31 protein-coding genes are annotated in these 25842 nt (G+C 37.5%); 7 read left to right on the forward strand and 24 right to left on the reverse strand.

The genetic code is table 11. The features are described from left to right. The first annotated feature begins 22 nt into the window (after nucleotides 1-22). Nucleotides 23-649: a copper homeostasis protein CutC gene (locus BZZ03_RS08375; protein ID WP_086583002.1), complete on the forward strand. Its 627-nt coding sequence runs from the start codon at nucleotides 23-25 to the stop codon at nucleotides 647-649. 24 nt (nucleotides 650-673) lie between these two features. Here the strand turns inward: BZZ03_RS08375 and BZZ03_RS08380 are convergent, their stop codons facing one another. The 5 genes from BZZ03_RS08380 to BZZ03_RS08400 all read right to left on the reverse strand — a co-directional run bounded on the left by BZZ03_RS08380 (nucleotide 674) and on the right by BZZ03_RS08400 (nucleotide 6182). Beyond that, the gene (locus tag BZZ03_RS08380; protein ID WP_046400828.1) at nucleotides 674-1693 is read right to left on the reverse strand and encodes an ABC transporter permease; all 1020 of its coding nucleotides are present in this window, start codon (nucleotides 1691-1693) and stop codon (nucleotides 674-676) included. Next, entirely contained in the window at nucleotides 1686-2426 is a 741-nt protein-coding gene (locus tag BZZ03_RS08385) for an ABC transporter ATP-binding protein (RefSeq protein ID WP_269843670.1), read from the reverse strand. The genes BZZ03_RS08380 and BZZ03_RS08385 overlap by 8 nt, the downstream gene beginning before the upstream one ends. 143 nt (nucleotides 2427-2569) lie before the next feature. Then, a complete protein-coding gene (locus BZZ03_RS08390) occupies nucleotides 2570-3415 on the reverse strand; it encodes an Rgg/GadR/MutR family transcriptional regulator (RefSeq protein WP_086583004.1) in 846 nt (281 codons plus the stop codon). A gap of 53 nt (nucleotides 3416-3468) precedes the next feature. Beyond that, the gene (locus tag BZZ03_RS08395) at nucleotides 3469-4110 is read right to left on the reverse strand and encodes an HAD family hydrolase (RefSeq protein WP_061414341.1); all 642 of its coding nucleotides are present in this window, start codon (nucleotides 4108-4110) and stop codon (nucleotides 3469-3471) included. Nucleotides 4111-4220: 110 nt separating this feature from the next. Beyond that, nucleotides 4221-6182 carry a MucBP domain-containing protein gene (locus BZZ03_RS08400; RefSeq protein ID WP_086583005.1) on the reverse strand — a complete coding sequence of 654 codons (1962 nt, stop codon included), beginning with the start codon at nucleotides 6180-6182 and terminating at the stop codon, nucleotides 4221-4223. A gap of 199 nt (nucleotides 6183-6381) precedes the next feature. On the opposite strand from BZZ03_RS08400, the gene BZZ03_RS08405 reads away from it, so the two are divergent. Then, complete coding sequence (locus BZZ03_RS08405) at nucleotides 6382-6777, forward strand: HIT family protein (RefSeq protein ID WP_046400833.1); 396 nt, start codon at nucleotides 6382-6384, stop codon at nucleotides 6775-6777. After that, nucleotides 6774-7001, forward strand: coding sequence for a hypothetical protein (locus tag BZZ03_RS08410; protein ID WP_019292230.1), 228 nt, complete (start codon nucleotides 6774-6776; stop codon nucleotides 6999-7001). Before BZZ03_RS08405 ends, BZZ03_RS08410 begins: the two co-directional genes overlap by 4 nt. A 4-nt stretch (nucleotides 7002-7005) precedes the next feature. Here BZZ03_RS08410 and BZZ03_RS08415 read toward each other — a convergent pair whose 3' ends face one another. The 17 genes from BZZ03_RS08415 to typA all read right to left on the reverse strand — a co-directional run bounded on the left by BZZ03_RS08415 (nucleotide 7006) and on the right by typA (nucleotide 21499). Further along, nucleotides 7006-7362: a hypothetical protein gene (locus BZZ03_RS08415; protein WP_086583006.1), complete on the reverse strand. Its 357-nt coding sequence runs from the start codon at nucleotides 7360-7362 to the stop codon at nucleotides 7006-7008. A 113-nt stretch (nucleotides 7363-7475) separates the two neighbouring features. Continuing rightward, the gene (gene rplA, locus BZZ03_RS08420; protein ID WP_003133341.1) at nucleotides 7476-8165 is read right to left on the reverse strand and encodes a 50S ribosomal protein L1; all 690 of its coding nucleotides are present in this window, start codon (nucleotides 8163-8165) and stop codon (nucleotides 7476-7478) included. An 89-nt stretch (nucleotides 8166-8254) separates the two neighbouring features. Continuing rightward, nucleotides 8255-8680 (reverse strand): 50S ribosomal protein L11, encoded by a 426-nt coding sequence (rplK, locus tag BZZ03_RS08425; RefSeq protein ID WP_003133340.1) that lies wholly within the window; start codon nucleotides 8678-8680, stop codon nucleotides 8255-8257. Nucleotides 8681-8806: 126 nt separating this feature from the next. Further along, nucleotides 8807-9436: a putative bacteriocin export ABC transporter gene (locus BZZ03_RS08430; RefSeq protein WP_086583007.1), complete on the reverse strand. Its 630-nt coding sequence runs from the start codon at nucleotides 9434-9436 to the stop codon at nucleotides 8807-8809. A 6-nt stretch (nucleotides 9437-9442) separates the two neighbouring features. Beyond that, entirely contained in the window at nucleotides 9443-11503 is a 2061-nt protein-coding gene (locus tag BZZ03_RS08435; protein WP_086583008.1) for a DUF1430 domain-containing protein, read from the reverse strand. A 33-nt stretch (nucleotides 11504-11536) separates the two neighbouring features. Continuing rightward, a complete protein-coding gene (locus tag BZZ03_RS08440) occupies nucleotides 11537-11905 on the reverse strand; it encodes a hypothetical protein (protein WP_086583009.1) in 369 nt (122 codons plus the stop codon). Between the two features lie 233 nt (nucleotides 11906-12138). Next, the gene (gene gloA / locus BZZ03_RS08445) at nucleotides 12139-12510 is read right to left on the reverse strand and encodes a lactoylglutathione lyase (protein ID WP_046400839.1); all 372 of its coding nucleotides are present in this window, start codon (nucleotides 12508-12510) and stop codon (nucleotides 12139-12141) included. 17 nt (nucleotides 12511-12527) lie between these two features. Continuing rightward, on the reverse strand, nucleotides 12528-12743 hold the full coding sequence (locus BZZ03_RS08450) for a YozE family protein (RefSeq protein ID WP_003133330.1): 216 nt from the start codon (nucleotides 12741-12743) through the stop codon (nucleotides 12528-12530). Continuing rightward, the gene (gene msrA / locus BZZ03_RS08455; RefSeq protein WP_019292236.1) at nucleotides 12740-13255 is read right to left on the reverse strand and encodes a peptide-methionine (S)-S-oxide reductase MsrA; all 516 of its coding nucleotides are present in this window, start codon (nucleotides 13253-13255) and stop codon (nucleotides 12740-12742) included. The genes BZZ03_RS08450 and msrA overlap by 4 nt, the downstream gene beginning before the upstream one ends. A gap of 161 nt (nucleotides 13256-13416) precedes the next feature. Further along, nucleotides 13417-14277, reverse strand: coding sequence for a CvfB family protein (locus tag BZZ03_RS08460; RefSeq protein ID WP_017368645.1), 861 nt, complete (start codon nucleotides 14275-14277; stop codon nucleotides 13417-13419). Nucleotides 14278-14384: 107 nt separating this feature from the next. Next, complete coding sequence (frr, locus tag BZZ03_RS08465) at nucleotides 14385-14942, reverse strand: ribosome recycling factor (protein WP_017368646.1); 558 nt, start codon at nucleotides 14940-14942, stop codon at nucleotides 14385-14387. 28 nt (nucleotides 14943-14970) lie between these two features. Then, complete coding sequence (gene pyrH, locus BZZ03_RS08470; RefSeq protein ID WP_019292238.1) at nucleotides 14971-15687, reverse strand: UMP kinase; 717 nt, start codon at nucleotides 15685-15687, stop codon at nucleotides 14971-14973. Nucleotides 15688-15777: 90 nt separating this feature from the next. After that, entirely contained in the window at nucleotides 15778-16971 is a 1194-nt protein-coding gene (locus BZZ03_RS08475; protein WP_086583010.1) for an acetate kinase, read from the reverse strand. Between the two features lie 118 nt (nucleotides 16972-17089). Further along, nucleotides 17090-18283, reverse strand: a complete 1194-nt coding sequence (locus BZZ03_RS08480; protein WP_019294232.1) for an acetate kinase — start codon at nucleotides 18281-18283, stop codon at nucleotides 17090-17092. Nucleotides 18284-18367: 84 nt separating this feature from the next. After that, nucleotides 18368-19303 carry a class I SAM-dependent methyltransferase gene (locus BZZ03_RS08485; protein WP_086583011.1) on the reverse strand — a complete coding sequence of 312 codons (936 nt, stop codon included), beginning with the start codon at nucleotides 19301-19303 and terminating at the stop codon, nucleotides 18368-18370. 45 nt (nucleotides 19304-19348) lie between these two features. Continuing rightward, nucleotides 19349-19579 carry a DUF3165 family protein gene (locus BZZ03_RS08490; RefSeq protein WP_019292242.1) on the reverse strand — a complete coding sequence of 77 codons (231 nt, stop codon included), beginning with the start codon at nucleotides 19577-19579 and terminating at the stop codon, nucleotides 19349-19351. A 78-nt stretch (nucleotides 19580-19657) separates the two neighbouring features. Continuing rightward, nucleotides 19658-21499 carry a translational GTPase TypA gene (gene typA, locus BZZ03_RS08495; protein ID WP_019335381.1) on the reverse strand — a complete coding sequence of 614 codons (1842 nt, stop codon included), beginning with the start codon at nucleotides 21497-21499 and terminating at the stop codon, nucleotides 19658-19660. Between the two features lie 320 nt (nucleotides 21500-21819). Here typA and BZZ03_RS08500 point away from each other — a divergent pair, with 320 nt between their 5' ends. From BZZ03_RS08500 to BZZ03_RS08510, 3 genes are read left to right on the forward strand one after another with little or no spacing between them, the layout of a single operon-like run. Continuing rightward, nucleotides 21820-22032 (forward strand): YqgQ family protein, encoded by a 213-nt coding sequence (locus BZZ03_RS08500; protein WP_003133311.1) that lies wholly within the window; start codon nucleotides 21820-21822, stop codon nucleotides 22030-22032. Continuing rightward, a complete protein-coding gene (locus BZZ03_RS08505) occupies nucleotides 22025-22990 on the forward strand; it encodes an ROK family glucokinase (RefSeq protein ID WP_061414320.1) in 966 nt (321 codons plus the stop codon). The genes BZZ03_RS08500 and BZZ03_RS08505 overlap by 8 nt, the downstream gene beginning before the upstream one ends. 19 nt (nucleotides 22991-23009) lie before the next feature. Then, the gene (locus BZZ03_RS08510) at nucleotides 23010-23390 is read left to right on the forward strand and encodes a rhodanese-like domain-containing protein (RefSeq protein ID WP_019292245.1); all 381 of its coding nucleotides are present in this window, start codon (nucleotides 23010-23012) and stop codon (nucleotides 23388-23390) included. Nucleotides 23391-23430: 40 nt separating this feature from the next. Here BZZ03_RS08510 and BZZ03_RS08515 read toward each other — a convergent pair whose 3' ends face one another. After that, the gene (locus tag BZZ03_RS08515; protein WP_003133306.1) at nucleotides 23431-23877 is read right to left on the reverse strand and encodes a Dps family protein; all 447 of its coding nucleotides are present in this window, start codon (nucleotides 23875-23877) and stop codon (nucleotides 23431-23433) included. A gap of 110 nt (nucleotides 23878-23987) precedes the next feature. On the opposite strand from BZZ03_RS08515, the gene BZZ03_RS08520 reads away from it, so the two are divergent. Continuing rightward, nucleotides 23988-24638, forward strand: coding sequence for a prepilin peptidase (locus BZZ03_RS08520; RefSeq protein WP_086583012.1), 651 nt, complete (start codon nucleotides 23988-23990; stop codon nucleotides 24636-24638). Here BZZ03_RS08520 and dinB read toward each other — a convergent pair. Further along, on the reverse strand, nucleotides 24592-25689 hold the full coding sequence (gene dinB / locus BZZ03_RS08525; protein ID WP_019292247.1) for a DNA polymerase IV: 1098 nt from the start codon (nucleotides 25687-25689) through the stop codon (nucleotides 24592-24594). The two genes, BZZ03_RS08520 and dinB, sit on opposite strands and share 47 nt — an antisense overlap. Nucleotides 25690-25842 lie beyond the last annotated feature (153 nt).

Raw genomic sequence — 25842 nt, forward strand, 5'->3', positions numbered from 1 at the left:
AGAAAAGGAAATAAAGAAGCCAATGATTATTCGTGAACTTTGTGTTGAAAATTTTACTGAAATTCCTCAAGCAATTGCTGCAGGAGTCGAGCGTATTGAACTTTGTGATAACCTTGCTGTGGGTGGAACAACACCAAGCTATGGCGTCATTCAGCAAGCCGCTGAATTTATCGGAGACCAAAAGACAACCTTAGCTGTTATCATCCGCCCACGTGGAGGCAATTTTGTCTATAATTCTTATGAATTAAAAATCATGGAAAATGATATTCTCAAAGCTATCGAAGCTGGTGCACAAAATCTCGTTTTAGGCGCTCTAACAGAAGATAATCAAATTGACGTTGAAGCCCTTGAAACACTCATGGTGGCCTCTCAAGGACTTCCTGTAACCTTCCACATGGCCTTTGATGAGATTGAGGACCAGCATGCAGCCATCGATACATTGGTCGAAGCTGGCGTCGAAAAAATTCTTATGCATGGAGACAGTCTCGACAAGCCACTCAATACCGAAAAAATTGCAGATCTTATTAAATATGCGAAAGGAAGAATTGCTATAATTATTGGTGGTGGAGTAACTGTTGATAACTATGAAGAATACGCAAACTTAACAGGTACAAACTTTGTCCATGGAACAAAAATTATTGCAAAATAAAAAAAAACAGCTTAAGCTGTTTTTTTATTTGCCCTTCAAACGCATTTTTATATAAAATTTCACTAACAGGAAATTCACCAGTAAAAGTACAATCAGATAAAGGCGTGGTTGCAGGAAGACTAAACCAAAAATGACTTCTACGACTGTCGCGAAAAGCATTATACGTGAGAGGACATTTTTAATTGCTGCAAATTTTGATGATTGACGGAGTGGATAAATTCGCGTCAACACTTGGTACTCAAAAGAATCTTGGAGGGCAAAAAGTTGAAAAAGCAACAAATAATTAAAGACCGATGCCAAAATAACCGCAAGAATCGGGTTACCAATAAAAATTAAAGAAAGTACACTAAGAGCAATCAAACGCAACGTCAGCGAGAGATAGTCTCCAGAGCGCAAAAAAGCACGACTAAAGAGATACTCATAGGTTCGCAGCGTTTTCGGTAAGAGAAAATCTAAATATTTGCGACGACGGCTTTGTGTTTTCAGTCCTTTAACATTGGTAAAAAGGGCAAAAAAGCGTAATGTATTCGTTTTGCGGTTTTCTTCGTAAGCAATAAGTCTCTCCCAAGAAATAATTCCATTGGGCATGAGTTGACGTAAGCGAAGGCCTAAACCAGCTGCTTTTAACAAAACTAAAAGAATAAACCATAGCAAAAGATAGAAGAAAGACCATTTTAAAAGAGGCGCTACAATTCCGACTAAAATAAGACTAATAAGCGCAGGGAAAAGAAGCGAACGCAAGCAAGACAGAAGTAAATGTTTGCGCACTGCTTTCTCTTGCGGTAAGAGAAACACCTTATCCGCAGGTTCCACGAAGCTGGCCAATCTTCCAAAAATCTGACTTAAAATGGTGATTAAAAGAACTAAACCAACTTTTCCAGCAGTATTTAAACTGTGAGCTTGTAAAAATTGAGCATACTGTACGGCTAAAGCGCCCAATAAAATCATCAAAAAGAGAACAAAATGATCATTAAACACATAACGCAAATATTTGAGATTTTGCCGATAGTATACTTTGCGGCGTTCTTCAAATAAGCTATTCATGAGCATTTACACCTTTCGTCAATTCTAAATAAATTTCATCAAGGCTGGCATCTTCCTTGCCAAATTTGGCACGCAAATCTTCCATCGTTCCCGTAATCAATACCTTACCTTCATGAAGGATGACAAATTTGTCACAGAATTTCTCTGCTGTTGAGAGAATATGTGTACTCATCAAAATCGAAGCACCAGCATTACGCATGGAAAGCATAAGTGTGATTAAATCTTGAATCGCTAAAGGATCTAATCCTAGAAAGGGTTCATCAATAATGTAAAGACTTGGATCCGTCAAAAAGGCGCAAATAATCATTACTTTTTGCTTCATTCCTTTAGAAAAATTGACCGGGAACCAGTCTAACTTATCTTCCAAACGGAAGGTTTTTAGGAGTTCTTCTGCCCGAGGCATTGCTTCTTCTACAGGAACTCCATAAGCTAAAGCTGTAAGCTCAATGTGCTCACGCAAAGTTAGTTCCTCATAAAGACTTGGTGTTTCTGGAATAAAGCCAATCTTTTTACGATAACCTTCAAGATCTTCTTGGAGCGTAATTCCATCCAATTCGATCTGACCTGAGTAAGGCGTGAGCAGTCCCATAATTTCCTGAATAGTTGTTGATTTACCCGCACCATTAAGACCAATAAGTCCAACCAGTTCTCCATCCGCTATCTCAAAGCTTACATCTTCAAGAACCGGATTACCAAAGTAGCCTCCAGTCACGTTATTTATTTTTAGAGCCACATTAATATCTCCATTTCTAATCAAATTTAGTATAAGTTAATTTTATCATATCCCAACTTCTTTTGCTTTCCTCTAATGTAATCTCTTTTTCTTAATTTTTCTACTAAAAAAATGAGGGACTATGTAGAAAAGTCCCTTATCATTCATGCACTTGATTTGTTGCTGATTTTCTCAAAATCTTTTTGGAAAACTTCCCGTAGTTCTAAAGCACCGATTTCGGATAATATTTTTAAAGCACGTGCAGTCAGTTTTTTACCCGTAATTTGGTTTTCAAACGCGTATATCCAACATCCCTTTACAAAAAGGGAGGATATTCGAACATAGGTGTCAAAGACTATCGTTAATTCTTCAAACGCTTTGAGAAACCGTTCTGAATCATCTCTGTAGCCGTGACGTATCATTACAAGTGTCGCTCGGAGAACAACACGAATAAGCAGATTTCTAAATTCTGTTATTTCTTTCAAGTAATGTTCGTTTTGGGAAAGCATTTGCCCTACAAGATTTTGCAATAACCTAGGATCAATCTCCTCTAAGGTATTCACTAAAATATAGAGTTCATAACTATGCCAAATATGATAGCTTTTTAATCTGGTTTCAATATAAGAAACTTCCACTGGAGATAAATGACTATAACAAGCTTTAGCAGAAAGTGCAATAACTTTATTTTCTTCTAAATCATATTCAATATTGTCTAAATAGACTTGCTTTAATAAAGAGAAGTTCTTGTTAAAATAAGCCTGCTCTATTTTCTTAAACTGATTTAACCAATAATCTTCTTCATCATTATTGAGCATCAGCATATAAGATCTGAACGTTGTATGCATTTCCTGCAAGGCAAGATCTAGTTTATCAAATGAAATCAGTGTTTTTCCATTTTCAAAGGAAGATATAGTTGACTTTGATAAACCAATGCGCTCAAAATCACGCAAAGAAAGTTTATGTTGGACACGTAATTTTTTAAAGATTTCCCCGTATTTTTTGTAAATCATAAAACTCATTCCCCTAAAGTTAAATAACTAAAAGTTTTATTCATACATCTCCCTTAAAGTTTCAGCAACTCGTCTACTTGTTTTATCAAAAAGTCGGGATGCTGGCCTGCTAATTCAGCAGCATCATGTGCACCCCAAGTTACAGCACATGTCTGTACTCCTGCGGCTTTCCCCATCTGTATATCGAAAATGGCATCACCAATCATTACGGTCTGATGCGTACTCAAGCCGTATTGTTTTACTATGTAGAGTACACCATCTGGTGCAGGTTTATAATTTTCTACTTGATCTGAACCAATCACACCTTCAAAATAAGAAGCAATCTCAAGAAATTCTAAATTTCTTTTTAAAGCTGTAGAGTGCTTACTTGAGACCACATAAAGCTTTTTACCGGAATGGCGCAGGTTTTGAAGCACTTCTTTTATTTGAGGGAAAAGTGTAAGATTTTCTTGCTCATATGCCTTATAGTATTTTCGAAAGGCACTTAACAACTCATCAAATTCTTCTTCCTTAAATGTATGCCCCACAGCCATTTTCTTAAAAGACTTTTCAATCGGAATACCTGTGTAGTAGTTAATTGTCTCGTTTGAGGGAATACTTAAGTTAAACTGCTGAAAAGCAGCTTGTGTTGCCAATATACCCGTACTCCCCGAATTTGCTAATGTCCCATCGAAGTCAAAAATATACGCATCCATATTAAATTTCTCCTTATTTATAATTTATTAAAAATTATTATAACATAGATTTGATTTTTTTAATGTTTTTAATCTATTTATCTTTTTATGGTTGGAAATGGTAGGATGCCTTACTTATATTTGTTTATTTTTCGCACAAAGACTATTACTCCTCCTATTAAAAATAAGAGAATAACACCAATGATGGTCAAAAATTTTCCATTATCTTCTCCTGTCGCCGGAAGATTAGCTTGATACGTTTGATTTTTCGCGTACAAGTATTTTACTTCTTGTTTGATAGAGGTAAATACACCTTTTGGATTTCCCTGTACGCCTTTTATACTATAACCTAGGAGCTCTTTTGGTGTCGAAACATATTCTTCACCAATGTTCCCTGTAAGAACTGTATCTTCTGCTATTTTTTTACCATCATCGCCTGTGTATTTTACAGTTACTGTTTCACCTTTTACTGGTAATTTAGTATAAACATAAGTGATGGTTTGCGCCTGATCTGTAAAGGTTCCTGTAGGATTCCCTTGTACTTCTTTAAAGGTATAACCTTCAATTTCTTTTTGCTCTGATATATAAGGATCTCCGACTTTTCCAGTCAGTTTCTCGTCAGTTGAAAGTTTCTTACCTGTTTCGTCAACATACTGAACTGTAACATCTCCATTTACTGCAGCAGGAATCTTAGTATAAACATAAGTGATGGTTTTCGCCTGATCTGTAAAGATTCCTGTGGGATTCCCTTGTACTTCTTTAAAGGTATAACCCTCGATTTCTTTTTGCTCTGATATATAAGGATCTCCGACTTTTCCAGTCAGTTTCTCGTCAGTTGAAAGTTTCTTACCTGTTTCGTCAACATACTGAACTGTAACATCTCCATTTACTGCAGCAGGAATCTTAGTATAAACATAAGTGATGGTTTGCGCCTGATCTGTGAAGGTTCCTGTAGGATTTCCTTGTACTTCTTTAAAGGTATAACCCTCGATTTCTTTTTGCTCGGAAGTGTAAGGTTGACCAATGTTTCCCTTGAGTGTAATATTATCTATGAGCTTATTTCCCAATTCGTCAACATATTTGATAAGTACATCACCAGCAAGATCACCTGTTCCTCCTCCACCTTGTCCATGATAAGTTGCAGTGGAAACTGCACTATCAATTAGAGTTGTCCCATCATAGGAAAAAGCTTGATTAGGGTATTTATTATTCACAGGATTAGATTTTAATTTTGTCTGATAATGTATGACGACTGAATTGGGTTCGGTGAGAGATGCTTCTGTGTCACCATGGAGATGTCCAAGATTTAAGGAGGTGGATTGACTCCCATCTGCATTAGGATTAAAAACCAAATCCGTTGACTCTGTTTTAATAACAGTATTTTTATAGTTTCTATAATGTATACTGGTCGAACCCGGTATATAGTCCTGCGTGTTGCTCATCGTATCAGCAAAATTCGCATCGGAAACTTCATAACCACCATTGTTTATGGTTATAGTCCAAGTCACTATATCATTTGCTTCATAGTGCAACGTTTTAGCAATTGCACTGTTCCTTGACCCTTCACCTGAGCTACTTTTTGAAAAATTAACGTGAATGCTATTATTTAAATTATTTTTTGTCGGAAAGGCTAAATCATTCCCCACATCATAATTTAAAGTATTTTTATTAAAGCCAGACCAAAAGTTAAAAAATAATGTACGATTAGATAAATTGTTGATAACAGGCGCAAAAACAATATTAAGCATATTATTTTGGATAGTCACTGAACCTAACAATGTACCATCTTCTTTAGTCAGCAAAATTGGAGCAGTTCCTGTATACTTTAATTCCTGTGGCAATGGCATTGAGTACTTTTGCGCCGTATCAATGACTGTACCGTTTGGAATACTAAGCGTGTAGGTAGCGTTGACCAAAGAAGCATCGCTTATTTTATTTGAGGTTATTGGACCATTGTTATTGCTTAGAACAACTTGATCTACAAATTGTATTGCACTTGGAGACGTTGTTTCAGCACTCACCAATGGGGTAAGATTCAAAATGCTCCCCAACATGAGGATGAAAAGCAATAATTGGTTTGAAATTTTTTTCATGACTTTACCTCCTATTTTGTTTTTCTTACCATGATAATACCAATTTTAAACATTAAAAACTATTTATTTGTCTTAACGCTTTCTAAAAAATTTTCTTAACAAGTTACACTAAGCAAAAACAGAAGAATTTGTTATAATTTACTTATAACAAAGTAGTGCTCAACTTTTGAGACTCTACAAATGGACAGGGAGATTTCTTATGGATAATTGTATTTTTTGTAAAATAATTGCGGGTGAAATTCCAAGTACGAAAATCTACGAAGACGATAACTTGGTAGCCTTTCTTGATATCACACAGACCACAAAAGGGCATACTTTAGTTGTACCTAAAACACATACACGAAATTTATTGGCAATGGAACCCGAGCAAGCCTCTCAGCTTTTCTCTAAAATTCCAGAAATCGCCAATAAACTTGTGGATTCTCTAGGCGCCAAAGGGATGAATATCCTGCAAAACAACGAGGAAATAGCTGGGCAAACTGTCTTCCACACTCATGTACACCTCATTCCACGTTATGCTGAAGATGATGGTTTCTCTGCTGCTTTCACAGCACATACTTATGATCTTAATGCAATTGCGGAGGAAATCTTATGAAAGAATTCATCAATGACGTCTCAGAAATCTTTTCACGGTTAAGTAAAGAAATAGATGAGGTCAAAGCGAACTTAGAAAATGTAAAAATTGAAGCAAAAAAGGCTGAGCTTACCGGACAAGAAATTCAAAGAAAAGTGAACGAATTTCAAACCCTTGCTCAACCTAAAGTTGATAAAATCAATGAAATTTTAGAGAAACTTTCAGAAAAAAGTAGTGAAGGATGATTCACTACTTTTTATTTGGATTAATATAAAATTGACTGCCCCAAAATATCCCTAATATTTGAGAAATGATAAATGATCCAGCGATAATTAAAATTTCAGTCACATCACTATCATATTGTATATATGTGAAAAAATAACGAGAATTATAAAAGGTAAAAAGGAAAAACACCAAGAAAATATCAATAATGAGTACATAGGGCCAAGCACGATTTCCATCAAGTTTCACCAAGCGAAAAGTCGTAAAAAGTAACAATAATGAAATTATTTGTAAACTTATTAAGGGAAATTCAAATACCGTTCCGAGATATATAGTTATCCAAACAGCTGCTATAAAGCCTATTAATAGAGTCATCCGTTTCATATTACTATTGTAACATGAAAAAGCATGTTTTTCTAATTTAAATTACGAAAATTACATATTCGTTTCTAAGATATACAAAAAAAGCTCTCTGAGGAGCCTTTTTGAATTTCAACTTAGAAGCTTGTTGTATCAACTTTAACACCAGCACCCATAGTTGTAGTAACTGAAAGGTTTGTGATGTAAGTACCTTTAGCTGTAGCTGGTTTAGCAGCAACGACTACGGCATTGATAGCTTTGAAGTTTTCGATAAGTTTTTCGTTGTCGAATGAAACTTTACCGATTGGTACGTGGATGTTACCCGCTTTATCAGCACGGTAGTTAACTTTACCAGCTTTTGATTCTTCAATAGCTTTAGTTACGTCCATTGTTACAGTACCAGTTTTAGGGTTTGGCATGAGGTTACGTGGACCAAGAACACGTCCAAGACGACCTACAACAGCCATCATGTCAGGTGTTGCGATTACAACGTCGAAGTCCAACCAACCACCGTTGATTTTAGTTACGAGTTCATCAGCACCAACGAAGTCTGCACCAGCTGCTTCTGCTTCTTTAGCTTTTTCGCCACGAGCGAAAACAAGAACACGAGCAGTTTTACCAGTACCGTTTGGCAATACCATTGCACCACGGATTTGTTGGTCAGATTTTTTAGTATCGATGTTAAGATTGTATGCAACTTCTACAGATGCATCAAATTTTGCGATTGAAGCTTCTTTAGCGAGTGCTACTGCTTCTTCAACGCTGTAAAGTTTAGTTGCGTCTACTTTTTCGATAGCAGCGCGCATTGATTTGCTTTTTTTAGCCATTTCTATATTTCTCCTTGTGGTAATATCGGTTGTCTGTTATTATAACAGCCTTCCACTTGTGTGGAAAATGAGCGATGATTAATTAAAAATTAACCTTCTACTACAAATCCCATAGATTTCGCAGTACCTTCGATCATTGACATTGCTGCTTCAAGTGAACCAGCGTTAAGGTCAGCCATCTTAGTGTTTGCAATTTCTTCAACTTGTGCTTTTGTTACAGTTGCAACTTTAACTTTGTTAGGTTCACCTGAACCTTTTTCAACTTTAGCTGCTTTTTTCAAAAGAACTGCTGCTGGAGGAGTTTTTGTAATGAATGTAAATGATTTATCTTCATATACTGAGATTACAACTGGGATGAGCATACCAGCTTGGTCAGCTGTACGCGCGTTGAATTCTTTAGTGAATCCCATGATGTTGATACCTGCTTGACCCAAAGCTGGACCAACTGGTGGAGCTGGTGTTGCTTTACCGGCAGGAATTTGCAATTTAACGAGTTTTTCTACTTGTTTAGCCACGATAAATTTCTCCTTATAATATTGTTTTCGTGATGTGGTATGATGATAGACCATTCTATCTTCCACGCCTATATGCTAAAAACATACTTAAACAGTCTACCAAATATAGTTGTTTTTGTCAAGTCTCTATATTTCAACGAATTCATCACATGCTGCAACAACAGCTGGGTCATGCGTGACAATGATGACTGTTTTTCCTTTTTCCACTTCTTGGCGTAACAATCCCAGTATCAAGGCTCTATTTTGTTCATCTAAAGATCCGGTCGGCTCATCAGCCAAGATAATCTTACTGCGTTTCAATAAAGCACGCGCCAAGGCTACACGCTGCTTTTCCCCGCCAGACAAGGCGTATACTTTTTCACTCAGCTTATGAGTAATACCGACTTGATTTAAAATCTCTCTCATCCTGCGGCGCTTTTCTTTGCCGTGGAGTTTTTCATATACTAGCGAAATGTTGAGATTTCGCTCAATGCTCTCATCTTCAATCAAGGCAAAGTTTTGAAAAAGAAATGCTATCAGGTTGCGCCGCATAAGTAAGGCTTCTTTGCTGTTTATCTTAGGTGCTTTCTGCCCTGCTATACGAATCTTTCCTGAATCTGACTCTTCAATCAAGCCTATCAAATTAAGAAGCGTTGACTTTCCAGCGCCACTTTTCCCTAGTATCGCTGTCATTTTCTGAGCTGAAATATTTAAGGAATATTTATCAAAAATCTGATGTTTCCCAAACGTTTTGCTCACTTCTTGAAGTTCTATCATGTTTTCTTATGCTCCTTTCAAGGTGGTGACTAACTCTTTCTTTTCGAGACGAGTGAGGAGGTGGAAGACTAAGGTAATCTCGATGATTGTAAACAACAAATAAGCTTGGATAACTTCTGTATCATAGCCAATAGCCCTTGAATGGAGTGCAAATACAAGGTTTTGAATAAAAATCATCGCAAGTAGTACACTGTAAGTTCTTATGAATGAGAAACCCAGTACACGATAAAGAGCTAACTTTTTTCTATTGCTTTTGAAATAAATTACCGTTGTAGAAAAAATCATCAAAAGAAAAAGAATAAAAACCAAGAGATTTCTAAATACCCAACTCCATGGCTTTCCTATAGTATGCTTTATATCTGTTGCAGCTATTTTTCTTACAGGAACAAAAGATGTGAATATACTAGCAATCTTGTCTTGTTTTAAAGCTGGCAAAAGCTCTAGATAAGTTTTCTCCACATTTTCTTTAATGGGAACCAATACACCCAGAGGGTTAGCACCTTGAAACATGTTAATATAGGTATTATAGCCTGCATTTTTTACTGTATGTACTTCAACCAAATCTGGTTGAATTTTTTCTTGTCTTGCCTCATAGAAGCCCGTCTCGTCCATTTCAAAAACAGGAATTTTTTGATTGTCTTTGATAAAGAGGTAACGTACTTCTTTTCCATGAAACCAAACATCTGGTAATTCTTGGAGCTCTTTATATCCCTTTTTAATTTTAGACATTTTATCTTTGAAACGCTCATTAACCAGAACGATTCCCTCACTGGTATGTTTATCTATGTTTACAGGTCTTCCTGCGATATCCCTAATGGTATACTTTTGTAAATAAGCAGAGTTAATCTCCACAGCTTGATATTTTTCTAAAGATTTCTGAGGTAGAAATTTTTTTACAGCATGTAAACCGCCATTATTTTCCAAATAAGTAAAGATATTTTTACTTCTCACAGCTTGTCCGTAACTTTCTGAATAGCCTAGACTACTTTTATAAAATATTCCATAATCATCTATGGGGGACTTCTGAAATAAGCCTAAACTACTGTTAAGTAAAAAGATAAGCCCCATACAGGCATAAACACTCCCTACAAAAGAAACTGTTTTTGCGATATAAACAACTATATTTACTTTTTTCAAAAAAGACTTATCATTGGTTTGATTAACGAGAGAATTTCTAGTCACAAGTCCGATAATCCCACTCATAAGAAGCATACTCAGTATAGAAAGAAACACCATGCGAGACAGATAATGAATATCAAGACTCCTCAAAATAATCGTGCTGGCAAATAAAACAACTAAAGTTTGTGTGACAAGAAAAACTTTAAGGTAGATACGCTTAATAATCTCCCAAGCTGACATACCGTTAAGAGCATAAATAGCCACTTCCTTATTCCTTAGTATTGTCCACACGAGTAAGAGGACGAAGTAAAAAACGAGAATAAATTTGATAAAAAACTCAAGTCTTTGATTATTCCCTAAACTAGGCGGCATATTCACATACCACTTGGGTTGTGTAACCAAACTTGTTGGTGTCGTTCTCAAGGAAAATCTTTGATTTAATTTTTGACTGAGTGATTGTAATACATCTTCTTTTACTTTTGATTTAAAAAGGATAGCTGCTCCTTGGTATTTTTCATCAGTCAGCTTATTTATCGGTGCATATTCAACACTGACCTTATCACCGTAATCTTCGAAAAACTTTTTATTTGAAGATTGAAAGTCTGTTTTAAAAAAAGTAATCTTTGAGAGTGGCTGAGAAAAATCAACCCTGCCTTTTCCATTATTTTCTGCACCAATAAAGCGTGAACGAACGATAAAAGAAGTATCAAACTCCTTTGAGACTTCTTCCATCACTTGAATAAAATCTTTACGCTCCAGAAATTCATGCTCTGAACCTTCCGAAAAATTTTCTATATATTTTTCTGGTTGATAAATTTGGGAATATCCTGCAAAAGAAACAGCTTCTATCAGTTTATTTGCTTCTTTATCATTGTAGCGTATGTAGGCAAGCATCAGAGACAAGATTGAAAAAAGGAGTAATAGCGAAATTTTCAAAACTTTATTCATAGATTACCATCGATTTCCCTGAGCATAAAAGCCCTAATCATAGGGATCATAATGGTCCCCGCGAGAAGATGTCCAAACTTTATAACCTGCTGGATACCAACCACTATAGGTACGCCCACCTTTTCGAACATACGCCATACTTTGATGAGATACCGCCCAGTTATAATACTCCGCTGTCAAGGTCTTTTTCCCCCAACTAGCATCTGGAAAAGTTTTATAATATGCCACTTGTCGTCCGTATTTCGTAAAATTATTTTGCAAAATACGGACTGCGCGCTCTAGCTTTTCCACACTGTCGCCAAAAACACCATCGGCAGAGGCTTTTTCAGCAGTCGTCATCTGACTTCCACCAAACAAAGTGAGCCCTAAAGTTGACACGGCAAGAATTTTTTTGATCTTCATCGAAATCTCCCTTCAAATATGAATCTTTTTCTAACCTAACAGTACTTGTTCATTTCCTTCCTTTGTTTTCTATTTTCTTTTATCAGTCTAACATAATAAGGTGCTTCTATCTTTTCGTCTATATGTTGTTTCTATGAAAAAACAGAAATCCTTTAAGCTTGAAAAATACTGCTGCTATATTCAGACGGAAATTAAAAAAAGACCGAAACTGTTCAGTCTTTTTACATTATATTTCACTCTGCAATCACTTCAACCTTATAACCATCTGGATCAATGATGAAGTAATAACGTGTGTCGGAGTTAGGAAGGCCTTTAAGTTCTGTCACTTCAAATCCTGCTTGTTTTTGTTTTGTATGCAGTTCTTCCAAATTATCAACCGAAATAGCAATATGTCCATAGCCATTACCCAAATCATACGCTTCATGATTGTAATTATAAGTCAATTCTAATTCGTAGTTATCACCAGGTAAAGTCAAATAAACTAAAGTAAATTCATATTCTAAAAAGTCACGACGACGTTTTTCTTCAAAACCAAAAGCTTCTTGATAAAACTTGATTGAAGCGTCCAAGTCTTTGACGCGGTAACAGGTGTGTGCCATTTTCATTGTGTTTTCCTCCATTTTTAGGCTTCTAGGTACATTGCCCAGATATCGTCAAAAAGTCCCAAGTTAAAGTAAAAAGGGGCATAGGTTTCCAGGTATGTGGACACTTCGTCAAAGTCTTTCGATTGTTTAGGAAACTGTGTATCCGCAAAGGCAAGATTAGCCAAACGTGTAACGTCATCCACCTCAACTGGCGCCCGATGACGCATCAAATAAGTATAAAAAGGCTGTCTCATTTCCAGTTTTCCTCCAAAAACTTATGACGTAAACGGCTAGACAAAGCATAACGCTCAGGATTTGTTTTATAAAATCCTTGATGATAATCCTCTGCCGGCCAGAACTTTTGTGCAGGTTCTATTGTGGTAACAATAGGCTGATCAAAACGTCCAGAATTTTGAAGTGCTTCTTTTGACTTTTCAGCGACTTCTCTCTGTGAGTCAGCAGTATAGAAAATAACTGGACGATAATTATCGCCACGATCCTCAAATTGCCCAAACATATCGGTTGGATCGGTCTGCTCCCAGTAAAGTTCCACTAAATCTTTGTAAGTGATTTTTTCATTATCAAAGATAATCTCCACTGCCTCAGTATGGCCTGTCTGATGATTGCAAACTTGCTCATAAGTTGGATTATCAACATGACCGCCTGTATAACCACTTGTCACAGCAAGAATCCCTGTTTGTTCCTCGAAAGGTTGCACCATGCACCAAAAACAGCCACCGGCAAATATTGCTCTTTCTTTACTCATCCTTGTCTCCTCGTTCTTCTTAGTTGAAGATATTATAACAAAAGTCCTTCTCTCATGCACTTATTTTTTTCTTTAAATTCCAAACGGCGTTTATTTATGGGAAAAATAAGCTTTAAAGTTCAAAAAAAAAGCTGGATGAATCCAACTTTTTAGTGTTTTTATCAAATGAGCTCTGTACCTTCTGGACTTTGTTTAATTTTTTTATTCTTCATCAAACCGCCAAGCGCTTTTTTAAATTGTCCTTTAGATATACCAAATGTCGCTTTGATATCATCTGGTGCTGACTTATCATTAAAAGGCATTTTTCCACCCATACTCTCAAGATATGCGAGAATCATCTGTGCATCAGCATCCAACATTTCATAAGCACGTGGTTTCGCACTAAGGTTTAAACTACGGTCTTGATCACGGAAGCCAATGACACGTACCTGAAGCTCTTGCCCGATACGGAGTGTGCCAAAAGCTTCGTTAGGATGGATGAAACCAAGCATATTATTATCTGGAAGATAGACGAAAGAGCCCGTTTCTTTGTTACGGTAAACAATCCCGCGTAAGTCTTGGTTTTGCATATTGTCATAGGCCGGTCCTGACATTTCCCAGAAATCTTGGTGCCAAGCTAATTTACCCCAAAGACGATCTTTCGCATCAACGACGATTTTAACAAAGAGCTTATCCCCTTTTTTAGGCCATTGATCTTTATCTTCTGGTAGTGGAAGATCATCAAGCGAGACCACAATATCTTTCCCAGCTAAACCAATATCAACGAAAGCGCCCAAGTCACGACGAACATCGGTCACTGTGCCCCAGCCAAATTTTTCGCGTGTTGCTGTTGGTTCTTGCGTTGTCATGCACATTTTGTCAGATTTATCCACATAGGCAAAACCTGTGACGATATCCCCTACCTGATGTTCGCCTTCTGATTTTGCAAGGCGTATGATATTATCATCTTTCTGCAAAAAGTAAAATTGATCATTCTCAGCTGTAATAATCGCTGAAAATGTTGTTGCTAATAAATTATTCATTCTGTTTCCTTAAAAACGGCTCCGCAGAGCCGTTTATTTCTGATTGTTTCTTGCTCTCTCTCGATTATATAGAATAAAATCTTTTACAATCAAATGACGATACAAACTTAAACATCCAAAAGTTCTTTTTCTTTTTCAGCAGCCATTTTATCTGCTTCTTTAACAGCATTATCTGTTATAGTTTGAATGTCTTTTTCAAGTACTTTCAAATCATCTTCTGTGATTTCTTTTGCTTTTTCTTGTTTTTTCGCTGTATCGATAGCATCACGACGGATGTTACGGATCGCAACTTTAGCACCTTCGATGTATTTACCCATCTCTTTAACCAACTCTTTACGACGTTCTTCTGTCAACATTGGAATAACCAAGCGGATAACTGAACCATCATTTGCTGGTGTGATGCCAATATCACTGGCATTCAAGGCATGCTCGATATCTTTCAAGATTGTTTTATCAAAGGGTGTAATCATCAAAACACGCGCTTCTGGGATTGTGATTGATGCCATTTGATTTAGTGGTGTTGGTGCGCCATAGTACTCCACAGAGATGCGATCGAGCAAGCTCGCATTGGCACGACCTGCACGGATGTGACCAAGGTCACGTTGCAAGCTGTTCAATGAGCTATTCATACGTTCTTTTGCATTATCAATAATTTCGTTTGCCATGATTTTTCCTTTTTATTTTATTATAAATTTATTCTACAGTTGTTCCGATTTCTTCACCTTGAACAACACGTTTAATATTTCCAGATTCATTCATATTGAAGACAACAAGAGGAATGTGGTTGTCCATTGACATTGTTGAAGCCGTTGAGTCCATAACGTGAAGACCTTTTGTGATGACGTCCATGTGTGTAAGGTTGTCAAATTTAACTGCTGTTTCGTCAAGTTTTGGATCTGCATTATAGACACCATCGACACCATTTTTAGCCATTAAAATAACATCCGCATTAATTTCTGCTGCACGAAGTGCTGATGTTGTATCTGTGGAGAAGTATGGCGAACCTGTTCCACCTGCAAAAATAACGACACGACCTTTTTCAAGGTGTCGTTCAGCGCGACGGCGGATATAAGGCTCTGCGACAGCTTTCATTTCAATAGCTGTTTGAACACGAGTAGGTACACCAAGTGCTTCAAGTGTATCTTGAAGAGCTAAGCCGTTCATGATCGTAGCTAGCATGCCCATATAATCTGCTTGGGCACGTTCCATACCGATTTTTTCACCGGTCACGCCGCGCCAGATATTTCCACCGCCACAAACAATGGCGATTTCTGCACCAAGAGCATATACTTCTTTGAGCTCTTCAGCAACTTTTTTCACTGTTTCAGGATCAATTCCAAAACCCTTTTCCCCAGCTAAAGCTTCGCCAGAAAGTTTCAAAAGTACGCGTTTATATTTAATATCAGCCATAGTTACCTATCTCTTCTCTATTCTTTTTTATCCCTACTATTTTACCATAAAATTTAGCTGAAAAAAAGACCATATGGTCTTTTAACAAGATTATTTATTTTTTGCAGCTTCAACATCACGCGCAATAACCAATTCTTCATCTGTTGGTATAACCAAAACTTTAACACCTGATTCTGGAGTAGAAATGATGCCATTCGCCCCGCGAACATTCTTTTCTGGGTCAATTTCCATACCAAACCAAGACAAGCCTGCTACAATATCACGACGAGCATCAGTATCGTTTTCCCCAATACCTGCTGTAAAGATAAGTGCATCTGCTCCATTGAGGACCCCGAAGTACTGTGCGATAAATTTCTTCAAACGGTCAATAAACATTTCATAAGCTAGGATAGCTTTTTCATTGCCAGCGTTACGTGCTTCCTCTAGGTCACGCATATCACTTGAAAACTCTGATACACCAAGTAAGCCAGATTTTTTATTGAGCACATCAATAACATCTTGCGCTGAGCGTAGGCTAGGATCACTTTCAAGCATATAAGAAATCACCGAAGGGTCCATTTCTCCTGAACGTGTGCCCATCATAACACCCGCTAGTGGTGTGAAGCCCATTGAAGTATCAACAGACTTTCCGCCTTCGATAGCAGTAATCGAAGCACCATTACCAATGTGAGCGGTGATAAGTTTTAAGTCTTCTAGTGGTTTCCCTAAAACTTTTGCTGCTTCACGTGACACATACATGTGTGAAGTTCCATGCGCTCCATATTTACGAATAGCATAGTCGGTATAGTATTTTGTTGGAATGGGATAACGGAAGGCTTTTTCTGGCAATGTCGTGTGAAAAGCTGTATCAAAGACAGCTACAGCAAGTGCATCTGGAAGTAATCGTTTAAAAGCCTCAATCCCTAGCACATTTGCTGGGTTGTGGAGAGGGGCTAAAGTTGAAAGGTTTTTTATCTCTTCTAAAACTTCAGGAGTAATTACAGTAGACGTATTGAAAAATTCTCCACCCGCAACAACACGGTGACCAATAGCTGTAATCTCACGGAAACTACTAATGAGTTTAAAATGTATCAACTCGTCCATCAAAAGCAAGACTGCTTGACGATGGTCAACAATATCCTGCTCTCTTTTATGCACTTGATCATCAAACTTCGTTGTTGAAATAGAATCTTTCAAACCAATACGTTCAAAAATACCTTTAGCAATAACTTTTTCTTCTGGCATATCATAAAGTTGCCATTTTAGTGATGATGATCCAGCGTTAACAGCGAGTGTTTTTTCCATATTTTAAAAATCCCTTCAATATGTAAGTGTTTTCTTTTTGTCTTACTAGTATAACATAACTTTAAAAAATATCTTAAAAGAAATATTAAAAAAACGGCATTTTACACGCCGTTTTATTTTATTTCGCTTTTGCCGCTTCAACATCGCGTGCAATTACAAGCTCCTCATCAGTTGGAATAACAAAGACTTTAACGCGTGATTCTGGTGTTGACATTTCTCCTTCAAATCCAAAAACATTCTTAGAGAAGTCAACATCAATACCAAACCATGACAAACCTTTTAAGACGCCTTCACGTACTGGAGCTGAGTTTTCCCCTACACCTGCTGTAAATACAATCGCATCGGCACCGTTCAAAACAGCCAAGTATTGACCAATGAATTTTTGAATACGATCAACATACATTTCGAATGCTAAGGCTGCATCTGTATCCCCAGCATCACGAGCAGTAATAATTTCACGCATATCAGAAGACAAACCAGAAACACCAAATAGTCCTGACTCTTTATTCATCATGTTGACAACGTCTTGAGCATCCTTGAGTGAATCGTCGTTAGCAATAAGATAAGGGAAAACAGAAGGATCCATATCGCCTGTACGTGTTCCCATCATAATGCCTGCTAAGGGTGTAAAGCCCATTGAAGTGTCGATGGACTTGCCACCTTTTACAGCAGTGATTGAGCCCCCATTACCGATATGAGCAGTAATGATTTTTGTATCCTTAATATCTTTGCCTAACATTTTTGCAGCTTCTTGTGCCACAAACATGTGTGAAGTTCCGTGTGCTCCATATTTACGCACTGCATTTTCAGTGTAATATTTTTTAGGCAATGGGTAACGGAAAGCTTTTTCAGGCATTGTTGTGTGGAAAGCCGTATCAAAAACAGCTACCGCTGTTGCTTCAGGCAACAACTCCAAGAAAGCCTTTATACCAGCAGCATTTGCTGGATTGTGAAGGGGAGCAAGCGGTGAAAGCTCTTCAATTTGTTTTAGTACTTCCTGATCGATCAAAGTAGATTTTTTAAATAACTCTCCACCAGCGACAACACGGTGACCTACTCCTGTAATCTCTGAAAATTCTTCAACAATATGGAAACGTTTCAAGTCTTCAAGTAAAATGTGAACGGCTTGTGTATGATCTACAATATCCAACACACGTTCTTCTTTTTGATCATTAAATTTAACGGTTGTGACTGAATCTTTCAAGCCAATACGTTCGATCAAACCTTTTGCAAGAACTTTTTCTTCTGGCATTTCATACATTTGCCATTTCATTGATGATGAACCAGCATTAACCGCAAGAGTTTTTGTCATTTTATCTATCCTTCTTCTTTCAAATTTCTCTTAAATTATATCACAAAACCAATTTGAAGGCAGTGACTGGCCAAGAGTTTTTGGTCAAATCTTAACATTTTTCACAAACTCAGACATAAATTCTTGCAAAATAGAACGGTCTGCTAAATCAGACAAGGGGTAAACAAAAGTCGGTGTATTTGTCTGGTTTTTACTTAATAAATAAATTGATTTCCCTGCACCTTTAAAGAGTGATGAAGGTAATGTAATAACTGCAGCAACATGCGCATGCTCTTTAATCCAAGCCTTCAAAAACTCAGACTGTGCACTTGTCAAAAGATTATCTGGAGCTAAGAAGAGCGCAAAACCACTCTCTTTCAGATATTTGAAGGATTGCTCAATCATTAAATGGTGCACATAGGTATGTTCTGATTTGTCATGCACTTGAAAATGGCTGGCTGTTTCATCGTCTGGATAATAACCAACTGGAAGATCACTCATCACAACATCCACAGGTTCCAAGGGCTGTGGTTTAACGGCATCGATTTGGAGAAAACTTGCTTCTGTTCCCATGACTTCTGACATTGAAGCGGACAAATCCAACAAGAGGTCATCTACTTCAAAACCAACATAGTCTACTTCTTTTTGCATGTGAACCAAAAGCGTTTCCGCCAAATTCCCCGTTCCTGAGCCAAATTCTAGTAAACGAATCTTTCTTTCTTTGTGTAACTCCTCAATGATGAAATTAAAGATGAAACCAATAGAATCCGGAGTTAAATTATGATTTGCCTGCATTGGTGCGACACGTGACCCCTGAAGCAAAACAAACTGAAACAGCTTTTGCCATTCACTTTTCGTGAGGTTCATTGAACGAACCTTATCATTATTTTCCTTCGTCAGTGACGCAAATTCTAAAGCGCCTAAGTAAGCTGCATTTTGTTCCACAAAAGCATCATAAAAATCCGTCAAGAGCTCTGCTTGAATTGCCATAATATTCTCAAGAACTAATCCAAAGGCTTTTTCGATTTTCTCTATATCCATGTAACCTCCAAAAAATAGTCTGCCCGAGACAAACTATTTCTTATTTTATAATTTTTCAATTTCCACAAGAGCCTTAACAGCGAGGGCTAAGAGTGCAATCACCATTGCAATTTCATATAAAGCAGCACGGTGACTGACCGCTTGACCGATGGCTACAGCCACGATGAGGACAGACACAGATGCAAAAACAAAGATATCTGCACTTCTTCTCACATCCTTCGGCATTAAAAAGATATAGCCCAAGGCAAATAAAACTAAAAGTATCAGATAAAACATGCTTTTCTCCTTATTTTTGGCTTCTTAGTCTTTCCTCAAATTCCTCTGCTGTTTCAAGCGCCATATGCAAACTATTATTTATTCAGCAGTTTTTTTCTTTTTCGTTGCTTTTTCACGCATTGCTTTGTCAAGAATTTGTTTACGCAAGCGGATTGATTCTGGTGTTACTTCCATGTATTCGTCATCACCCAAGAATTCTAATGATTCTTCAAGAGACAAGATTTTAGAAGCGTTAAGGACTGAAGTTGAGTCTTTATTAGATGAACGAACGTTTGTTTGTTGTTTAGCTTTTGTAACGTTAACTGTCAAGTCATTATCACGTGAGTGCTCACCGATAATCATACCTGCATAAACTTCTGTACCCGCTTCAACAAAGAGAACACCACGCTCTTGTACGTATCCCATAGCATATGATGTTACAGAACCTTGGTCCATAGAGATCAAAGCACCACGGCTACGTCCACCGATTGTTCCTTTAACCATTGGCATATATTGGTCAAATGTGTGGTTCATGATACCATATCCACGTGTCATTGACATAAATTCTGTTGTGAAACCAATCAAACCACGTGCTGGAACCAAGAAGACTAGACGTGCTTGACCATTACCTGTGATTTCCATGTCCAACATGTCACCCTTACGTTCTGAAAGGGCTTGGATAATTGATCCTTGGTATTCTTCAGGTGTATCAATACGTACACGTTCGAATGGTTCACATTCTACACCGTCAATTTCTTTAACGATAACTTCTGGTCGTGAAACTTGAAGTTCATAGCCTTCACGACGCATTGTTTCGATAAGGATAGACAAGTGCAATTCTCCACGACCTGAAACGATCCATTTGTCTGGTGAATCAGTATTTTCAACACGAAGTGATACGTCTGTTTGAAGTTCTGCTTGCAAACGTTCTTCAACTTTACGTGCAGTTACCCATTTACCTTCGCGGCCTGCGAATGGTGAGTTATTTACAAGGAAAGTCATTTGAAGTGTTGGTTCGTCAATGTGGAGAACTGGCAATGGTTCAATGGCATCTGTAGGTGTAACAGTTTCACCTACGAAGATATCATCCATACCAGAAACAGCAATCAAGTCACCTGCTTTTGCTTCAGTGATTTCTTGACGGTCAAGGCCAAAGAAACCAAAAAGTTTTGTTACACGGAAGTTTTTAGTTGAACCATCAAGTTTAGACAGTGTTACATTGTCCCCAACTTTAATTGTTCCACGGAAAACACGTCCGATACCAATACGACCCACGAAATCATTGTAGTCCAAGAGAGAAACTTGGAATTGCAAAGGTTCATCAGAGTTATCGATAGGAGCCGGGATGTGTTCGATGATTGTATTAAAGATTGGATCCATTGTTGCTTCTTGATCTGCGGGATCATCGCTCAATGAAGATGATCCATTAATAGCTGAAGCATAAACAACTGGGAAGTCCAATTGATCATCGTCGGCACCAAGTTCGATGAAAAGTTCCAACACTTCATCTACAACTTCTTGTGGACGTGCAGATGGTTTATCAATCTTGTTCACGACAACGATTGGTGTCAAGTTTTGATCCAAAGCTTTTTTCAACACGAAACGTGTTTGAGGCATTGTACCTTCATAAGCATCTACGACAAGAACAACACCATCGACCATTTTCATGATACGTTCTACTTCACCACCGAAGTCCGCGTGTCCTGGTGTGTCCAAGATATTGATGCGTGTGTCGCCATATTCTACAGCTGTATTTTTAGCAAGGATTGTGATCCCGCGTTCTTGTTCAAGGGCGTTAGAGTCCATTGCGCGTTCAGCAAGGTTTGTACGGGCATCAAGCGTTTGTGATTGTTTAAGTAACTCATCAACCAAAGTTGTTTTACCGTGGTCGACGTGGGCAATAATCGCAACGTTTCTGATGTTTTCGCGTAATTTAGTCAATTTATTTCTACCTATTCTTTCGAAAAATTCATACGGAAATCGCGTCTCCGTAGCTTGAACGCTAGCTTTTATGGTGCGCCCAAACAATATATCAGATTTATTATAGCACACTTTTTGTCAAAGGCGAAAATGCACGCGTTTACAAGTTTTCTAAGGGATAAAATTAACAAATTTGACTCACTTCCTACTATGAAAATTAGTTTATATTTTTGAAATAGTCCAAACAAGTTAACAGTTGGTTAAGAAAAATAACAACTAAAAAGTCACGTAAAAACTTATCAACACTTGAAAACCGCTTACAGTTAGGGTAAAATAGAACAATGAAAACACTTTATGATGTACAGGAATTGTTAAAAAAATACGGTTTTATTAATTTCATGACCAATCGCTTAGATGCGATTTATTTTATGCAACAGGAACTTACAAATATGGTTGAACAGGGGATTTTTGAGAAAAGTGATAAAGAATACCTCACTGCCCAACTTATTTTACGTCGTGAAGAAAGAATTGAGAAGGAAAAACTAAATGGCTAACAAAATTATTGGTATCGATCTCGGCGGAACTTCTATCAAGTTCGGTATTTTAACACTTGAAGGTGAAGTTCAAGATAAATGGGCTATCCCGACAAATATTCTCAGTGACGGAAAACATATTGTCCCTGATATTATTGAGTCTATCAATCACCGTTTAAATCTTTACAACTTGGATAAGTCTGACTTTATTGGTATTGGAATGGGCACGCCTGGTACAGTAGATATTGAAGCTGCTACTGTCCGAGGTGCATTTAACCTTAACTGGGCCGATATTCAAGAAGTTGGTGCGCCTATTAGCGAAGGTGTCGGTTTACCATTCATTCTTGACAATGATGCAAATGTTGCAGCTTTAGGCGAGCGTTGGGTCGGAGCTGGTGAAAATCAGCCAGATGTTGTCTTTATCACTTTAGGAACTGGAGTTGGTGGCGGTATTGTTGCTGCTGGAAATCTTATCCACGGTGTTGTTGGCGCTGCCGGTGAAATCGGACATATCGTAGTAGAACCACATGATGGTTTTGCTTGTACTTGTGGAAACCATGGTTGCTTAGAAACAGTTACTTCTGCTACTGGCGTCGTACGTCTTGCAAGAAAATTCGCTGAAGAATACGAAGGAAGCAGCCAAATTAAAGCAAGTATCGACAATGGTGACGAAGTAACTTCAAAAGACATCTTTATTGCAGCAGAAGCAGGTGATGCCTTTGCACTTAGCGTTGTGGATAAATTTGCTTATTACCTTGGTTTTGCTTGTGCTAACCTTGGAAGTACCCTGAATCCTGCTGCTATTGTCATCGGTGGTGGCGTTTCTGCTGCTGGAGAGTTTCTTCGTTCTAAAGTTGAAACTTATTTCCAAAAATATTCGTTCTCAACAGTACGTGATTCTACAAAAATTAAACTTGCTGAGCTCGGAAATGATGCTGGCATCATCGGTGCCGCAAGCCTTGCTTTAAAATTCAAATAATAATCTTAGGAGAACTTAAATGATCTGGATCATTGACTTTATACTTTTAGCCCTCATTGTTGTCTTCTTTCTCTATCCACGTTGGACACTCAAACGTAACGCCAAAGTTGTTGAAGCACCTGAATTTGAACGTTTGATGGCTACTTCGCAACTTATCGATGTACGCGAAGCAGCAGATTTCCGAGTAAAACACATCCTTGGTGCTCGTAATTTACCTGCTTCTCAAATAGAACAAAGTTTGAACGCAATCAACAAAAAGAAACCTGTGTTACTTTATGAAAATGGTAAACCAACAGCTTCAGTCAAAGTTGCTAAACAACTCAAAAAAGCTGGCGTACCAGAAGTTTATATTCTTAAAACTGGCTTGAACAACTGGCCTGGAAAAATTAAAAACGGATAATAAAAAAGGACCTTACCGCGTGTGTAAGGTCTTTTTTTTATTATCCAAGTTCTGCTTCGAGCATCCAGATTGTTTTTTCAACATCTCCGAGTGCAACCGTATAAAGGTCAACAGTAACTGCATCATTTTCAGATTCAGCAATATCCATGCCTTCTTGGAAAAGTTTAGCCAAGTATTTGTAAGTATCTAAGACACCGTGCAAACGTTCAGACATTGATTTATCCCAAGTTGCTGGTTGAAGCTCAATTTTTGACTTCTCATCAAACTCTTTAAGCGTTGAAACTGGTGAACCACCAATCGTAATTAAACGTTCAGCAAATTCATCTAAATGCTCGTTAAGTCCATCCATGAACTCATCCATTTTAGGATGCAAAGTCAAGAAACCAGAACCACGCATATACCAGTGTGTTTGATGAACAAGTGCTGCTGCTTGAGATAAATCTGCAACTGTTTGATTCAAAACTTCTTGTGTTTTTTCCTTAGACATAGAAACCTCCAATTTTTTATTTCTATTACAATTATATAAAAAAAGAGGTCAATTATAAAATATTCTGCTTAAGATTGTGAGTTTTTTATCTTTTTATCGTGTTAATAAATATGCTTATATTTTACTTCATTATCGGGACCATCTTTGGCTCTTTCCTCGGTCTAGTAAGTGAGCGCTGGGATACAGAAGCCTCAATTATTTTTGGGCGTTCACAATGTAGTTCTTGCCAAAAAGTCCTCAAATGGTGGCAACTCCTTCCTTTAATCTCTCAATTCATCTTTAAAAGTAGGTGCGCCTTTTGTGGAGAAAAATTTTCTTACAGTTATTTTATCTTAGAATTTCTTACCGGAATTCTCTTTGGTGCACTTTGGTTTGATTTAGACTTACTCCACTTTTTAACCCTCTTCATAAGCTTACTTTTGAGCAAATTTGATATTGATACTTACTCTTATCCTTTAAATATTGGTTTAGGCTTTACTGCTTGTTTTTTTATTTTCTTTCCTATCAGTCCCATAAGCTATTTCTGGCTCGGTCTTGCTTTTGTTTCTTTTTTTATCAATATTGGGATTGGTGCTGGCGACTTCCTCTGGCTTTTCTTGGTATCTTTTTCTGTATCTTTAGAAGAAATCCTCCTACTTATCCAACTGGCCTGTATGTTTGGTCTATGTTTTTTACTCATTAAAAAAAGGAAAAAACTCCCCTTTATTCCTTTTCTCAGTTTTGCATATCTAATCGTAATTCTTCTGCCCCAAATCCCGTAAGGGTCACTCCAAGAAGGCGGACTCCTATTGTTTCATCATAATCAATCTCTTCCAGTAAATCCTGAGCCACATGTGCAAGTGTAATTGCTTCATTTATCTTCTCTGAAAGTTTTTTGCGTTTCGTAATTGTCTTAAAATCAGAGTAACGTAACTTGAGTACAACTGTATCACCCAGAAGTTGATGGCGTTTCACATTAGTAGAGACGCGTTCGGAGAGGTTAGCGAGTTCCTGCTTGATATCTTCACTATTATAGAGGAGTTTGCTATAAGTTCTTTCTTTACCTACTGACTTTCTTTGACGACTTGTCACAACTGGAGCATGATGAATACCATTGGCTTTCAAAAAAAGATTCCAGCCATAAACCCCAAAGCGTTCAGCCAAGAGTAATGGGTCAGCTGCTTGAATTTCCGCGCCGGTAAAAATTCCCAGCTCATGCAGCTTTGCTCCAGTAGCCTTACCCACACCGTGAAATTTTTCCACTGGCAGTTCTGCTAGAAAATCTTTTGCTGCCTCGGGCAGGATGACAGTCAAACCATGGGGCTTTTCATAATCCGAAGCAATTTTTGCTAAAAATTTATTATAGGAAACCCCTGCTGAGCAAGTCAAACCAAGCTCAATAAAAATATCATGCTGTATAAGTTTCGCCACTTTGATTGCACTTGTTGATCCGATCTTATTTCGCGTAACATCCAGATAAGCTTCATCAATGGATGCCGCTTCTACTTCATCGGTATAACGATTAAAAATTTCCCGAACTTGTTCTGATATGGCACGATACTTTTCATAATTTCCACTGATAAAAACAGCTTGTGGACAGAGTTCATAAGCTTCTTTTGCACTCATAGCCGAGTGGATTCCAAAGGCTCTAGCTTCATAGGAACACGTTGAAACAACGCCACGTCCTCCTGTTTCCAGTGGATTCCGTGCGATAACTACTGGCTTACCTTTTAATTCTGGATTGTCCCGTATTTCTACTGAAGCGAAAAAGGCATCCATATCAATATGGATGATTTTTCGTGACGTATCATTGACCAGTGGAAATGTTAACATACTTTTATTATATCATAGAGCTGATAAGCGGTATAGGTTTACAGATTGGGGTATATAATTTAATGGTGCTAGTTTTTTGGGATAATGATTGTTACTTTTAAATCATTTATCTTCTACTTTAACAAATAAAAAAACTTCCTGTTAAGGAAGTCT

Origin of the sequence: Lactococcus petauri (assembly GCF_002154895.1) — a bacterium.
Lineage (GTDB): Bacteria > Bacillota > Bacilli > Lactobacillales > Streptococcaceae > Lactococcus > Lactococcus petauri.